The organism is Pedobacter ginsengiterrae, assembly GCF_039537385.1.
GTDB lineage: Bacteria > Bacteroidota > Bacteroidia > Sphingobacteriales > Sphingobacteriaceae > Pedobacter > Pedobacter ginsengiterrae.
Window position 1 is genome coordinate 384,861 of sequence record NZ_BAABAK010000010.1, and the last position, 14,381, is coordinate 399,241.

Consider the following 14,381-nt stretch of genomic DNA (forward strand, 5'->3'; position numbering starts at 1 on the left):
GAGATTTGTCAAATTATGTTATTTAAAACCATTCTATTCAGTTATGTGTAAATAAAAAAGGCTATCCGAATCGGATAACCTTTGTACTTTATTAACAAAATAAATGCTTTTTTGTTTCTTTATAGTTTTGTAGAAACAGGAGTAAACTTAGTTAAGTTAATGCCTTCTACAGCGATTTTATATTCTTCGATGCTCGGAATACGACCTAAAATAGCAGAAAGAACAACCACTGGTGTAGATGCTAATAAGGATTCTCCTTTTTTACCATCTCTATCTTCTACTACACGTCCTTGGAACAAACGAGTAGAAGTAGCCATTACAGTATCTCCTTTGGCGGCCTTTTCCTGGTTACCCATACACAGGTTGCAACCTGGGCGTTCCAAATACATAATATTTTCATATTCTGTACGAGCTGCAGCTTTTGGTAATGCATCACTAAATTCAAATCCAGAGTATTTTTGTAAGTATTCCCAATCGCCTTCTGCTTTTAATTCATCAATGATGTTATAAGTAGGTGCGGCAACAACCAAAGGTGCTTTAAACTCTACCGTGCCGTTTTTATCCTCTACGTTTTTCAGCATTTGAGCAACGATTTTCAAGTCATCTTTATGTACCATGCAAGAACCTACAAAGCCTAGATCTACTTTTTTATCGCCACCATAAAAAGTCAAGTCTCTGATGGTATCGTGAGTGTAACGTTTGGAAACATCTGCATTATTCACATCTGGGTCTGCAATCATTGGTTCTTCAATCAAATCCAAATCAATAACTACTTCTGCATAATATTTAGCATTTGTATCTGGCATTAAAGCTGGCTTAATGCCCGTTTTAATTTCCTCAATACGTTTATTTGCTTTGTTAATCAATCCTTGAAGCACTTGGTTATGGTTATCCATACCTTTGTCTATCATGATTTGAATACGGTTTTTAGCAATTTCTAAAGATTGGATCAAAGTATCGTCTTGTGAAATACAGATAGAAGCTTTTGCTTTCATCTCTGCCGTCCAATCGGTAAAAGTAAACGCTTGATCTGCTAATAAAGTACCGATATGCACTTCGATAATGCGGCCTTGGAATACGTTTTCGCCATCGAACTGTTGCAGCATTTGCAATTGTGTAGCATGAACAACATCACGGAAATCCATGTGTTCTTTCATTACGCCTTTGAACGTAACTTTTACTGATTCAGGAATTGGCATAGAAGCCTCGCCAGTTGCCAATGCTAAAGCTACCGTACCCGAATCGGCACCGAAAGCCACACCTTTAGACATACGCGTGTGTGAGTCACCCCCGATGATGATTGCCCATTCATCAATTGTAATATCATTCAATACTTTATGAATAACATCCGTCATAGAATGATATTCACCTTTAGGATCGCGAGCCGTAATCACGCCAAAGTCATTCATAAACTTCATCAATTTAGGAATGTTTGCTTGTGCTTTTTTATCCCAAACCGATGCGGTATGGCAGCCTGATTGATAAGCACCATCAACAATTGGAGAAATAACTGTAGCAGCCATTGCTTCTAATTCTTGTGCTGTCATTAAACCAGTAGTATCTTGCGAACCTACAATGTTTACCTCAACGCGAACATCAGAACCAGCGTGTAAAACTTTACCTGCTGTCAAACCAACAGCATTTCTATTGAATATTTTTTCTGCAGCCGTTAAGCCTTGACCTTCGATAGATACTTCTTTTGCTGGTGCAAATACCGTCGGTGCTTCGATACCTAAAGTTTTAGCCGCAAAAGTTTGTATTTTTTTACCAAATACGATAGCGTAAGAACCACCAGCTTTGATAAATTCCATTTTTTGCGGTGTCAAAGCTTTTGAAATGTCAATTAGCTCTTGATCTCCGTTATACAATTTCTGGGTTCTTGTATTGATGGTAAGAACAGTTCCCGTTTCGATAGAATATACCTGATCTAAAATTGGCTCATCTTTTTCGTTACGGATAACGTTACCGTTCTCATCAGTTTTTTTAACCCAATTTTTAAGGTCGATACCAATACCGCCAGTAACATCAACAGTTGTTAAGAAAATTGGAGAAATGCCATTAGTACCCCCAACAATTGGAGCAATATTTACAAATGGAATATAAGGGCTTGATTTTTTACCCGTCCAAAGTGCTACGTTATTTACACCCGACATACGCGAAGAACCTACACCCATGGTGCCTTTTTCAGCCACTAACATTACGCTTTTATCAGGATGTTGTGCTTGCAAAGCCTGTATTTCTTCTTGAGCCTCTGGCGTAATCATACATTTACCATGCAACTCACGATCTGAACGAGAGTGTGCCTGGTTACCTGGAGACAATAAATCTGTAGAAATATCGCCAATACCAGCGATAAAAGTTACCACTTTAATTTCTTCAGCTACTTCAGGAAGTTTGGTGAAGAATTCTGCATTAGCATAGCTTTCTAATATTTCTTTAGCGATAGCATTGCCATTGTTATAAGCATCTTTTAAACGATCTGTATCTGCATCATACAAATAAACTTGCGTTTTTAGCACATCTGCTGCTTTTTTAGCTTTGTCGCCATTATCAGCTAAAGCGATGTCTAATAAAACTTTGATCGAAGGTCCGCCCTTCATGTGTGATAATAATTCAAAAGCAAAATCAGGTGTAATTTCTGCAACAATAGTTTCACCTAATATAATTTCTTTTAAGAACTGTGCTTTTACACCCGCTGCAGCAGTAGTACCTGGTAAGGTGTTGTATATGAAAAAATTAACAGCTTCTTCTCTGTTAAAATTATTTACATTTTTGATTTGAGCTATAATTTCACTTAATAATTCAGCTCCGTCAATAGGTTTAGGATGAAGACCTTGATTTTTTCTGTCTTCAATCTCCTGGATATAATCGTTATAAATACTCATCTTGGGTTATTTGTTTTCCGTGAAAAGTTGTACATCAAAATACAAACCTGCTTTTCACAAGAGAAATACTATTTTAGCACATTAATTTGTGGTTTTTGGGCAAAAAAATCAATTTTTTGTCCAAAACAAAAATAGCAAAAAACAACCTTTAAATATAATTTAGCTAGGCGATTAGGTAATTTGGAATTGTTCTAAATTGATAAAGTTTTACCGTTATTTATCTTTCTTTAAAGATATCGGTAATCTTTTATTTGCATAAATTTTTTATGCAAGATTGATAGATTTATATTGTTCATTAATGAACAGTTGTGTTCAGTTATGAACGCATTTTAGTAATCAATTACTTAATAATTGCGCTTTGCAAATAAATAACAATGATTATTCATAATGGCATAGCTATCGCTTAGCGCTATAACGTTGAAAAAGTGAAACCTTTTTCAGAAAAATATTTTAAAACACGTGGTAATGAATATTCCAATCGGTCAAAAGCTTTTAAACTATCATGAAAAACAATGATAGAACCGTTTCTGGTATGTTTGATCACATTTTGATAACATTTTTCTGGAGATAAATTGATATCAAAATCGCCGCTCAGCATATCCCACATTACAATTTCAAGATTTGATATTTTTGATTTGAGATTGAAAATTTGAGATTTTTTAATCCTTCCGTATGGTGGGCGAAAAAGATTTGTTTGTGTAATAGTCTGGCACTTTAGGATATTTTGAATATAGGTTTCATCATCGGTTATCCATCCTTTAAGGTGATTAAAAGTGTGGTTTCCGATTGCATGACCGCCGTTTTTTACACGTTCGAAAACGTCGGGATGTTTAGTAATATTATCACCAATACAAAAAAAAGTCGCTTTAGCATTAAAGACTTTTAAAGTTTTTAATACAAAATCTGTAACATTGGGTATAGGTCCGTCGTCAAAGGTTAAATAAATAACTTTTTCATTTCGAGGCTTATTCCATAATAATGATGGGTAATACCATTTAAGCAGAAGCGGTGATTTGACCAGGTACATTACTCAAAGTTAGTAATTGCATGGATAGATTGAAATTATTAAAGTTGTTTATATAGATTTGAAACAAATTATGAAGATGTTTACCCAAACAAAGTTTTTTACTGGTTCTGCATTATTAGTAGCATTATGCTTAGGTCAAAGTGTTAGTGCTCAGGAAGTAATAACCATACAGCAAGCTGTTGATAACACCTTAAAAAATAACCTTACCATTAAACAGGCCCAGTTTAGTGCAGCTATTAGCGATGAAAATTTAACTCAGTCTAAATATGCTCTTTATCCAAATTTGAACGCTAGTATCAATCCGAATTTAACCTTTGGCCGTGGTTTGGATCAAACAACTTTTCAGGTTACTAATCAAACATCATTATATACAAGTGGTAATTTAAGCACCAATGTGGATTTGTTTCAGGGCTTTGCGAAAATAAATAGAATCAGACAGAATAAAACACTTTTGGAAGCTGATAAAAGCAATGTAGACAAAGTTAAAAACGATTTAATTTTGAATGTTGTTACAGCATACCTACAGGTGTTATATAATACTGATTTAGAAAGAGCATCTAAAGAACAATTAGACATTGCTAATAAAACTTTAATTAGAGAAAATGCTTTACTAGATGCTGGGAATAAAACACTGGCAGATGTTTCTCAAGCTAAATCTCAGGTTGCAACTGCTGAGTTAAACTTAACAAATGCACAAAATGCCTTATCTATTTCTTACTTAACATTAGGGCAGCTAATGGAAATGCAGCCAAATCAAAAATTTGTTGTTCAGGCACCTTTAATTGATAATGTTAAAGCAGCAACTTCAGCAGCAAATCCCGAAGAAATTTTTAATAATGCTTTGAACATTTTTCCAGATATTAAGCTGGCAACTTTACGTTCTCTTGCAGCAAAACAGGCTATTGATGTTGCAAAGGGAGCTTACGCTCCATCATTAAGCTTGGGTGCGGGCTTAAATACATCATATTCTTATCAGTTTAATTATAACGGTGCAAATCCACAATCTTCTTTTATAGATCAAATTGATCAACGTTTAGGGCAAAGTATAGGAATGAGTTTGCAGATTCCTATTTTTAATGGTTTTACGGCACGATCGAGTGTTCGCAGAGCAAAAATTACTTATCAGAATACATTAACTTCTGAGCAGTTGGCAAAAAATAATTTGAACAAAGTTATTTTTCAGGCAACCACAGATTTAAAAGCAGCTGAAAGCCGTTATGGCTCAACTCAAAATGCATTTAACGCTCAAAAAGATGCTTTTTATGTAGTAGAGCAGCGTTATAATGTAGGTTTAGTAAACTCATTAGATTATAGTACAGCACAAACAAATAGAAACAAAGCGGAAATAGATTTTATCCAGGCTAAATATGATTTATTATTTAGAGCAAAAGTAATTGACTACTATTTGGGTAAACAGATTACATTTTAATAAACCAACAAACGAAATACAATAAAATATTATGAAACTGAAGCACATTTTAATTACCATTGGTGTTATCCTGGTTGTTCTTATCGGATTAAAACTGGCAGGTGTTATCGGAGGCGATAAAACCGAAAAAGTTACTGTAGAAAAAGCATCGGATAGAACTGTTGTAGAAACGGTTACCGCGAGTGGTAAAATCCAACCAGAAACTGAAGTAAAATTAAGTTCTGAAGTATCGGGTGAGGTGGTAGAACTTAAGGTAAAAGAAGGCGATATTGTAAAAGCTGGACAGTTACTTTGTAAAGTTAGGCCAGATGTGCTGCAATCGGGTTACGAAAGAACCGTTGCTTCATTTAATGCTCAAAAGGCAAGTGTTGCCGCTGCTCAGCAACAGTTAATTCAAAACCAGGCAAACTTTGTAAACTCAGAAGCTACTTATAAACGTAATGTAGAGTTATTCAACAAAAAAGTAATCTCTGCATCAGAATTTGATGCTGCAAAAGCAGCTTATTTAACTGCAAAAGCAACATTAGCAAGCGCTAAAGAAAATGTAACAGGTGCTAAGTTTACTTTAGATCAAACAGGTGCAAACGTAAAAGAAGCTGGTGCAAACCTTGCAAAAACTACAATTTATGCACCGGTAGATGGAGTGGTTTCGAAACTTTCTATCGAATTAGGCGATCGTATTTTAGGAACCTCGCAAATGGCAGGTACAGAAATTATGCGTATCTCAAACTTATCTTCAATGGAGGTTAATGTCGATGTTAATGAAAACGATATAACACGAGTTAAAGTTGGCGATAAGGCTTCGATTGATGTAGATGCTTTTTCTGATAAAAAATTCAGAGGCGAAGTAACGGAAATAGCAAGTTCTTCTACAGCTGTTGGTACAACAACTTCTACCTCGGTAGATCAGGTTACTAACTTCTCTGTAAAAATTAGAATAACAGAAGAACTATCAGGTAAACAACAATCTATTTTCCGTCCAGGCATGTCTGCAACTGTAGATATCGAAAGCGAATCATTAAAAGGTTTATCAGTTCCAATTCAATCGGTATTTACTGATAGTAAAAATAAACCTGCTGATGCATCTGCAAATAATCAGGAGAATAACGACAAACAAAAATCGAAACTTGCAGATAAAACCGTTAAACAGTTCGTATACGTTTTCGATGGCGCTACTAAAAAAGTTAAGCAAGTTGAGGTTACAACTGGTATTCAAAACGATCAGTTTATCATCGTTAAATCAGGTGTTAAAGCTGGACAAGAAATTGTAACTGGCCCGTATTCTGCCATTCAAAATAAACTTAAAGATGGTATGATTGTAGAAAAAACCTCTAAAGACCAATTGTTTAGCAAAGACGCTAAAAAGTAGTTAATAAATAATCGCAAGAAATAGTATCTTGCATTAGTGAAGGTGTAAGATTTAGGTTTAAGGCAGTAGCTAAAACCTAAATCTTACACCTTTTACCTTTAACATTTTTTATAAAACATGGTACCAAAAATAGCAATGATTGGAGGCGGAAGCTGGGCTACTGCCATTGTAAAAATGCTATCAGATAATCTGACAGAAAAAGAAATTTATTGGTGGATGCGTAATGGCGAAGCTATCGAACACATTAAAAAGTTTAAACATAATCCAAACTATCTTAGTTCTGTAGAATTAAAAATAAAACCAGATAATATATCAACTGATATTAATTGCATTATAAATGCAGCTGATTATATCATTTTAAACGTTCCTGCGGCTTTTTTAAAAGACACTTTGGAAAGTATTCAACCTGGTGATTTAAAAGGCAAAAAAATTATTTCTGCAATTAAAGGCATCGTACCTGAAGACAATCTTATTATTGGCGAATTCCTGCACGAAATTTACCAGGTTCCTTACCACGATATTTTAGTGCTAAGCGGGCCATGCCATGCAGAAGAAGTTGCTTTAGAAAAGCTTTCCTATCTAACAATTGCCTGTACCGATATCGGCACAGCATCAACATTTGCTACTTTTTTAAATACAAGATATATTAAAACCAACGTATCTGATGATATTTTTGGAACCGAATACGCAGCCGTTTTAAAAAATATATATGCCGTAGCAAGTGGTATTTGTCATGGTATTGGCTACGGAGATAACTTTCAAGCTGTTTTAATTAGTAACGCCATTCGCGAAATTAAACGATTTGTAGATGCCGTTCACCCTATAAACCGCGATATAAAAGAATCAGCCTATCTTGGCGATTTGCTTGTAACAGCTTATTCTCAATTTAGCCGCAACCGTACTTTCGGTAATATGATTGGCAAAGGCTATACCGTAAAATCTGCTCAACTCGAAATGAATATGATTGCTGAGGGCTATTATGCTGTAAAATGTATGCATATTAAAAATCAAACTTATGATGTCGATATGCCGATTAGCAAGGCCGTTCATCGTATTTTGTACGAAGGTCGTTCGCCGCAAATCGAAATGAAATTGCTTGCCGAGAAGTTAAATTAATTTTTGGAAATCAGTTTCAGTATTTCATCAGTTGCAACAGTCCTTCTTTCCGCTTTATTCCCGATAAAAAAGCCTGTGCTATATTTAAGCACTCCATAGAAATGGAAAAACAAATGCTTCAATCGGGAGATACCGCTTCAATAAGGTTTATAAAAAACAGATAATGCTCATAGTTAAAACAAAACCTTTTAACGTGTGTTATTCGTTAAATAAATATAACCGTTATGAAAAATAAATTTGCAATAGGAATGTTAACACTCGCATTATTTGGCGGTTTAACACTAAGCGTAAACGCACAAGAAAAAAAGAAAACAGAAGTTGGAAAAGCATTACAACATACAGGAAAAGCGATTGATAAAGGGGCTAAATCTGTAGGTAATAAAACTGCAGAAGTTGCTGTAAAAGGAACATCTAAAGTTGGCGATAAAACCTGGAAAGGTAAAATGGCTCCAGATGGTTCGGATGTTTACATCAATGCTAAAAATGAAAAATATTACGTAAATTCAAAAGGAGCTAAAATTTGGTTAAAACCAACCGAAATTAGAACTCGAGTTGAAAAGAAATAATAAGTTTAGTATCACATAAAAAAAGTAGCCCAATACGGGCTACTTTTTTTATGTGATAGTTTTTTTTAAATTTTAAAAGTGTAGATGCTGTTAATTGGTGATATGTTAATGGCTGGAAATTCTTTAGATAACTCTACATTGTTGATCATCAACTTTTCAATTATGGTATTATTCACTTTTAGTTTAACTTCATAAACTATACCATCACCAAGTTTTAAATAAAAAGTGTCGATGCTTTTAGCAAGCGTTCCTATTTCGTAAGAAACCAACTGATAATCGGTAACCTTTAAGTCGTTGGTGTAGGTAAAAGGTTGGTTAATTCCAAAATTAAGTTGTTTAATTACATTGTTGGCATCTTTGTAATAAAACTGAATTTTACTTTTATCAAAATACCTGGTTGTTGCTGAATTGAGCAAATCGGCATTAGCACTGTTCTTAATTAGTAGGCTTAATATTGGTTGAGGCAATATAGAACAAGCGCATAGACCACCGCCTCCAACATCCATTTTTTTGCAACCTAAATTGACGATAAAAATCAAAAGGAATGCAGCAAGAAATTTCTTCATATAAATTTAGTTTTGGTTATCTTCTTAAAACGAGTGGGTTAACTGATTCGCTACAATATAAGGAAATAGATTTTTGGGCAAAAAAAATCCCACCAATAAACAATTGATGGGATTTAATATTTTATGTTCAAGATCTATACAATCATTCCGTATAAATCGAAATCTTCAGCTCTGTCTATTTTAACGTTAACAAAACTTCCATTAGCCGCATAACCTGTCGTTGCATCAATTAAAACTTCATTATCAACTTCTGGCGAATCAAATTCGGTTCTGCCAACAAAGAAATCACCTTCTTTCTTATCAACTAAAACCTTAAAAGTTTTGCCAACTTTTTCCTGGTTGATATCAAATGAAATACCTTGCTGAATTTCCATAATATCATCAACACGTTGTTGCTTTACTTCATCAGCAATATCATCAACTAAAGTATGTGCATGGGTTTTTTCTTCGTGCGAGTAGGTAAAGCAACCTAAACGGTCGAATTTGGTTTCTGCAACCCATTCTTTCATTTCTTGGAAATCGTGTTCAGTTTCGCCAGGGTAACCACATATCAACGTTGTACGCATGGCAATATTTGGAACTTTATCTCTAATTTGGTTTACCAAATCGATGGTTTTTTGTTTAGTAGTACCACGGCGCATCGATTTTAACATATTATCTGTAATGTGCTGTAAAGGCATATCCAGATATTTACAAATGTTGTCGCGTTCGTTCATAGCATCTAAAATTTCCATCGGGAAACCAGAAGGGTAGGCGTATTGTAAACGAATCCATTCAATGCCTGGAACATCAGATAAACGACGCATTAATTCATCTAATTTACGAACTCCATAAAGGTCTAATCCGTAATAAGTTAAATCCTGGGCAATTAAAATAAGTTCTTTTGTGCCATTTTTAGCTAAAATCTTCGCTTCATTAACCAATTCCTCCATTGGTTTGCTCAAGTGTTTTCCACGCATTAGCGGAATCGCACAAAAAGAACAAGGACGGTTGCAGCCTTCGGCAATTTTAAAATAGGCAAAGTGAGATGGTGTAGTTAGTAAACGCTCGCCAATAAGCTCATGTTTATAATTTGCACCCAACTCATGTAATATATTTTGTAAATCATTGGTGCCGAAAAAAGCATCAACGTTTTTAATTTCAGATTCTAATTCTGGTTTGTAGCGCTCAGATAAGCAGCCTGTAACAACCACCTTGCCAATTTTTCCAGCTTCTTTTAACTCGCTAAACTGAAGTATGGTATCGATAGATTCTTGTTTCGCATTGTCAATAAAACCACAGGTATTAATCACGACAATATCGTTTTTACCCATTTTATCAGATTCGTGAACAACATTTAGATTGTTGCCACGTAACTGGCCCATTAATACTTCCGAATCGTAAATATTTTTTGAGCAACCTAATGTAATTACATTGATTTTAGGTTGTTTAACAGCTGTTTTACTTCTTACTACTTTAGTATTCATCTTTTACACTTAATCTTACTTTTATTTAAACAAACTATTTACAAACTCTTTTTTATCAAAAAGTTGTAAATCGCCTATTTTTTCTCCAACGCCAATGTATTTCACTGGTATTTTAAATTGATCTGAAATCCCGATAACTACACCACCTTTCGCTGTTCCATCTAATTTGGTAATGGCTAAAGCATTTACGTCTGTCGCTTCGGTAAATTGTTTACATTGTTCAAAAGCATTCTGACCTGTAGATGCATCTAAAACCAGTAAAATTTCGTGAGGAGCATTGGGTACAACCTTTTGCATTACCTGTTTAATTTTACCAAGTTCGTTCATCAAGCCTATTTTATTATGTAAACGACCAGCCGTATCTATAATTACAACATCTTCGCCATTAGCTACTGCCGATTGTAAAGTATCGAATGCTACAGAAGCTGGATCAGAACCCATAGGCTGCGCTACAACCCGAACACCAACACGCTCACCCCAAAGTTTTAACTGATCAACAGCTGCGGCACGAAATGTATCGGCAGCACCTAAAACAACTTTAAGATTTGCTTCTTTTAATTTATGTGCCAGTTTGCCAATAGTTGTGGTTTTACCAACACCATTAACACCAACCACCATAATTACATAAGGTTTATGGTCGCCATATTCGAACTGGCGGAAATCGTTACTGTTATTTTCTGATAGCAATAATTGAATCTCATCACGAAGCAAAAAATTAAGTTCTGATGTATTCAGGTATTTATCCTTCGAAACACGTTCTTCAATTCGTTTAATAATTTTAAGCGTAGTACTAACGCCAACGTCAGAAGTTACCAGTACTTCTTCCAAATTATCCAGAACTTCATCATCAACAGAAGATTTTCCTGCAACAGCTTTGGTTATTTTACTAAAAAAACCATCTTTAGTTTTCTCTAAACCTTTATCTAAAGCTTCCTGAGCCTCAGGTGCAGTTTCTTTCTTTTTGAAAAAATCGAATAAGCCCATATCAAAATTTTATATAACAAAAAAAGCCCTTCCGGTTAATACGGAACGGCCTTTAATATTTTTATCAATATTAAAAAATATTAACCTTATTTAGATGCGATAGCATCTTTTACGTGGTCGTTGTGTACGATAAGTTCTTTGAATGAGTAAGCACCAGTTTTTGGTGATTTAACCATTGTAATTACTTTCGAATATTCTTTACCTGTACCTGTTTTAAGGGTTGCAACTACTTTCTTTGCCATGTTCTTATAATTTTAATTATTGAGTTAAAGAATGTTGAAATGATAGAATTTAAAATTCGCTCATTCAATCAAACTATCGTTCAATTATTTTATCTCTTTATGTACGGTTACTTTTCTCAACACTGGATTGAATTTCTTTAATTCTAATCTCTCAGTAGTGTTTTTACGGTTTTTGGTAGAAATATATCTAGACATACCCGGCATGCCACTTTCTTTATGTTCAGTACATTCTAAAATAACCTGAACTCTGTTACCTTTTTTTGCCATTTTAATATAAATTGTAAACTGTTAATCTCAACAGTTAATGTTTTTTACAAAAATCCTTTTTTTACGAAACGGTTAATTGCTTCGCTAATACCCACTTTGTTAATGGTTTTAATCGCTGATGTTGAAACTTTCAACGTAATCCAACGGTTTTCCTCAGGAATGTAAAATTTCTGAAGTTGAAGGTTAGGATAAAATTTGCGTTTGGTTTTAACGTTTGAGTGAGAAACGTTATTACCTACCATTGCTTTTTTTCCTGTTAAATCACAAACTCTTGACATGACTTGTAAATATAGTTGTTAATATCTTCCGCTTAATTTTTTTAAGAGTGTGCAAATATCTGAATAATAATTGAAAACAGCAAGTGTGTTGCTAAATATTTTTAGATATTTTTAAAATAGTTGAGGAGTATTGATTTTGATACGATTTCACCATTTCAGCTTATTATTATTTACTTAAATTAGCCGATACTAACAAAATATATAAACGAGCAATGCAAATTACATCTTTTAAACAATACGAAGAAGATTATAAAAAAAGTGTAGAAAACCCAGAGCAGTTTTGGGGAGAAGTAGCTCAAAATTTTCAGTGGCGTAAACCTTGGTTTAAAGTCTTATCCTGGAATTTTGAAGAGCCCAATATTAAATGGTTTGAAGGTGCAAAATTAAATATCACCGAAAATTGTTTAGACAGACATTTAGCTACAAACGGCGATAAACCCGCAATTATTTGGGAACCGAATAACCCAGAAGAAGAATCGGTAACCTATACCTATAAAATGCTTCACGAACGTGTTTGTCGTTTCGCAAACGTATTGAAAAGGAATGGTGCTAAAAAAGGCGATCGTATTTGCATTTATATGCCTATGGTTCCAGAATTAGCTATTGCTGTATTAGCTTGTGCTAGGATTGGGGCAGTTCATTCGGTTATTTTTGGTGGTTTTTCTGCTAAATCTATTGCCGATAGAATTAACGATTCGCAATGTAAATTAGTTATTACCGCCGATGGTGCATACCGTGGAAATAAACAAATCCCTTTAAAAGATGTAATTGACGACGCATTAATTGGCTGCCCGACAGTAGAAAAATGCATCGTTTTAACACATGTCCGCACGCCAGTTTCTATGTTAAAAGGAAGAGATGTTTGGTGGGAAGATGAAGTAAAACACGTTAACGATATTTGTGAAGCGGAAGAAATGGATGCAGAAGATATGCTTTTCATTCTTTATACTTCTGGCTCTACAGGTAAACCTAAAGGCGTTGTGCACACTTGCGGTGGCTACATGGTTTATGCGGGTTATACTTTTTCAAATGTTTTTAATTACAAACCAGGTGAAGTTTATTTCTGTACGGCAGATATTGGATGGATTACTGGCCATTCTTATATCGTTTATGGCCCACTTTCGCAGGGTGCAACTTCGGTGTTATTTGAAGGCGTTCCAACTTATCCAAGTCCATCTCGTTTTTGGGATATTGTAGAAAAACATAAAGTTAATACTTTGTACACTGCGCCTACAGCAATCCGTTCTTTAATGAGTTTTGGCGAAGATCCGTTAAAAGGAAAAGACTTGAGTTCAATTCGTGTTTTAGGTTCGGTAGGGGAGCCTATTAATGAAGAAGCATGGCATTGGTTCGATGAAAAGATTGGGCACAGCAAAGCTCCTATTGTAGATACCTGGTGGCAAACGGAAACTGGTGGGATTATGATTTCGCCAATTGCAACCGTAACGCCAACTAAACCAAGTTATGCTACATTACCTTTACCTGGCATCCAACCGATTTTGGTAGATGAGAATGGTACTGAAATAACAGGTAATGGGGTGAGTGGAAACCTTTGTATTAAATTTCCATGGCCAGGTATGTTGCGTACCACTTATGGCGATCATGAGCGTTGTAAGCAAACTTATTTTGCAACGTACGAAAATATGTATTTCACTGGTGATGGTTGTTTACGTGATGAGGATGGATATTACAGAATAACAGGCCGTGTGGATGATGTATTAAATGTTTCTGGACACAGAATCGGTACGGCAGAAGTTGAAAACGCAATTAACATGCATGCTGGAGTGGTAGAAAGTGCGGTTGTAGGTTACCCACACGATGTAAAAGGGCAAGGTATTTATGCATTTGTAATTTATCCTGAAATGCACGGTGATGTCGATTTGACTAAAAAAGACATTTTGCAAACAGTTACAAGAGTAATTGGTGCCATAGCAAAGCCAGATAAAGTTTTGTTTGTTACAGGTTTACCTAAAACACGCTCAGGCAAAATTATGCGTAGAATTTTAAGAAAAATTGCCGAGGGTGATACTTCAAGCCTGGGCGATACCTCTACTTTGTTAGACCCAGCTGTTGTTGAAGAGATTATTGAGGCGGCTAGGAAACTGTAAAACTTTTAGTAGAAGAATATAATAAAAATGACCTTTGCCACTACAGCAAAGGTCATTTTTATTATAGATAAATTAATT

At 34.9% G+C, this 14,381-nt stretch carries 13 protein-coding genes; 5 read left to right on the forward strand and 8 right to left on the reverse strand.

All coding sequences use genetic code 11. From position 1 onward, the window contains the following. Window positions 1-119 precede the first annotated feature (119 nt). Window positions 120-2,885, reverse strand: coding sequence for a bifunctional aconitate hydratase 2/2-methylisocitrate dehydratase (locus ABD692_RS11225; RefSeq protein ID WP_344767017.1), 2,766 nt, complete (start codon window positions 2,883-2,885; stop codon window positions 120-122). Window positions 2,886-3,294: 409 nt separating this feature from the next. Beyond that, window positions 3,295-3,912: a polysaccharide deacetylase family protein gene (locus tag ABD692_RS11230; protein ID WP_344767019.1), complete on the reverse strand. Its 618-nt coding sequence runs from the start codon at window positions 3,910-3,912 to the stop codon at window positions 3,295-3,297. A gap of 70 nt (window positions 3,913-3,982) precedes the next feature. Here ABD692_RS11230 and ABD692_RS11235 point away from each other — a divergent pair, with 70 nt between their 5' ends. The 4 genes from ABD692_RS11235 (at window position 3,983) to ABD692_RS11250 (ending at window position 8,392) form a co-directional block, all read left to right on the forward strand. Further along, on the forward strand, window positions 3,983-5,341 hold the full coding sequence (locus ABD692_RS11235; protein WP_344767021.1) for a TolC family protein: 1,359 nt from the start codon (window positions 3,983-3,985) through the stop codon (window positions 5,339-5,341). A gap of 31 nt (window positions 5,342-5,372) precedes the next feature. Beyond that, window positions 5,373-6,710 (forward strand): efflux RND transporter periplasmic adaptor subunit, encoded by a 1,338-nt coding sequence (locus ABD692_RS11240; protein WP_316756408.1) that lies wholly within the window; start codon window positions 5,373-5,375, stop codon window positions 6,708-6,710. Between the two features lie 117 nt (window positions 6,711-6,827). After that, entirely contained in the window at window positions 6,828-7,826 is a 999-nt protein-coding gene (locus ABD692_RS11245; protein ID WP_316756409.1) for an NAD(P)H-dependent glycerol-3-phosphate dehydrogenase, read from the forward strand. 224 nt (window positions 7,827-8,050) lie between these two features. After that, window positions 8,051-8,392 carry a hypothetical protein gene (locus ABD692_RS11250; protein ID WP_316756411.1) on the forward strand — a complete coding sequence of 114 codons (342 nt, stop codon included), beginning with the start codon at window positions 8,051-8,053 and terminating at the stop codon, window positions 8,390-8,392. Window positions 8,393-8,457: 65 nt separating this feature from the next. Here ABD692_RS11250 and ABD692_RS11255 read toward each other — a convergent pair whose 3' ends face one another. From ABD692_RS11255 to rpmB, 6 genes are all read right to left on the reverse strand, one after another. Continuing rightward, complete coding sequence (locus tag ABD692_RS11255) at window positions 8,458-8,958, reverse strand: hypothetical protein (RefSeq protein WP_344767024.1); 501 nt, start codon at window positions 8,956-8,958, stop codon at window positions 8,458-8,460. A 134-nt stretch (window positions 8,959-9,092) separates the two neighbouring features. Further along, the gene (rimO, locus tag ABD692_RS11260) at window positions 9,093-10,424 is read right to left on the reverse strand and encodes a 30S ribosomal protein S12 methylthiotransferase RimO (RefSeq protein WP_344767027.1); all 1,332 of its coding nucleotides are present in this window, start codon (window positions 10,422-10,424) and stop codon (window positions 9,093-9,095) included. A gap of 21 nt (window positions 10,425-10,445) precedes the next feature. Continuing rightward, complete coding sequence (gene ftsY / locus ABD692_RS11265) at window positions 10,446-11,408, reverse strand: signal recognition particle-docking protein FtsY (protein ID WP_316756418.1); 963 nt, start codon at window positions 11,406-11,408, stop codon at window positions 10,446-10,448. An 86-nt stretch (window positions 11,409-11,494) separates the two neighbouring features. After that, on the reverse strand, window positions 11,495-11,650 hold the full coding sequence (locus ABD692_RS11270; protein WP_010599808.1) for a DUF4295 domain-containing protein: 156 nt from the start codon (window positions 11,648-11,650) through the stop codon (window positions 11,495-11,497). A gap of 84 nt (window positions 11,651-11,734) precedes the next feature. Further along, entirely contained in the window at window positions 11,735-11,917 is a 183-nt protein-coding gene (rpmG, locus tag ABD692_RS11275; RefSeq protein ID WP_010599807.1) for a 50S ribosomal protein L33, read from the reverse strand. 44 nt (window positions 11,918-11,961) lie between these two features. Further along, complete coding sequence (gene rpmB, locus ABD692_RS11280; RefSeq protein WP_025145121.1) at window positions 11,962-12,195, reverse strand: 50S ribosomal protein L28; 234 nt, start codon at window positions 12,193-12,195, stop codon at window positions 11,962-11,964. Between the two features lie 212 nt (window positions 12,196-12,407). Between rpmB and acs the strand changes: the two genes are divergently transcribed. Beyond that, entirely contained in the window at window positions 12,408-14,303 is a 1,896-nt protein-coding gene (gene acs, locus ABD692_RS11285) for an acetate--CoA ligase (RefSeq protein ID WP_344767031.1), read from the forward strand. The last annotated feature ends 78 nt before the right edge of the window (window positions 14,304-14,381 follow it).

What these genes read in the sequence shown, in the direction of transcription:
- ABD692_RS11225 (WP_344767017.1), bottom strand. Translation starts at nt 2,885, where the DNA reads ATGAGTATTTATAACGATTATATCCAGGAGATTGAAGACAGAAAAAAT.
- ABD692_RS11230 (WP_344767019.1), bottom strand. Translation starts at nt 3,912, where the DNA reads ATGTACCTGGTCAAATCACCGCTTCTGCTTAAATGGTATTACCCATCA.
- ABD692_RS11235 (WP_344767021.1), top strand. Translation starts at nt 3,983, where the DNA reads ATGAAGATGTTTACCCAAACAAAGTTTTTTACTGGTTCTGCATTATTA.
- ABD692_RS11240 (WP_316756408.1), top strand. Translation starts at nt 5,373, where the DNA reads ATGAAACTGAAGCACATTTTAATTACCATTGGTGTTATCCTGGTTGTT.
- ABD692_RS11245 (WP_316756409.1), top strand. Translation starts at nt 6,828, where the DNA reads ATGGTACCAAAAATAGCAATGATTGGAGGCGGAAGCTGGGCTACTGCC.
- ABD692_RS11250 (WP_316756411.1), top strand. Translation starts at nt 8,051, where the DNA reads ATGAAAAATAAATTTGCAATAGGAATGTTAACACTCGCATTATTTGGC.
- ABD692_RS11255 (WP_344767024.1), bottom strand. Translation starts at nt 8,958, where the DNA reads ATGAAGAAATTTCTTGCTGCATTCCTTTTGATTTTTATCGTCAATTTA.
- rimO (WP_344767027.1), bottom strand. Translation starts at nt 10,424, where the DNA reads ATGAATACTAAAGTAGTAAGAAGTAAAACAGCTGTTAAACAACCTAAA.
- ftsY (WP_316756418.1), bottom strand. Translation starts at nt 11,408, where the DNA reads ATGGGCTTATTCGATTTTTTCAAAAAGAAAGAAACTGCACCTGAGGCT.
- ABD692_RS11270 (WP_010599808.1), bottom strand. Translation starts at nt 11,650, where the DNA reads ATGGCAAAGAAAGTAGTTGCAACCCTTAAAACAGGTACAGGTAAAGAA.
- rpmG (WP_010599807.1), bottom strand. Translation starts at nt 11,917, where the DNA reads ATGGCAAAAAAAGGTAACAGAGTTCAGGTTATTTTAGAATGTACTGAA.
- rpmB (WP_025145121.1), bottom strand. Translation starts at nt 12,195, where the DNA reads ATGTCAAGAGTTTGTGATTTAACAGGAAAAAAAGCAATGGTAGGTAAT.
- acs (WP_344767031.1), top strand. Translation starts at nt 12,408, where the DNA reads ATGCAAATTACATCTTTTAAACAATACGAAGAAGATTATAAAAAAAGT.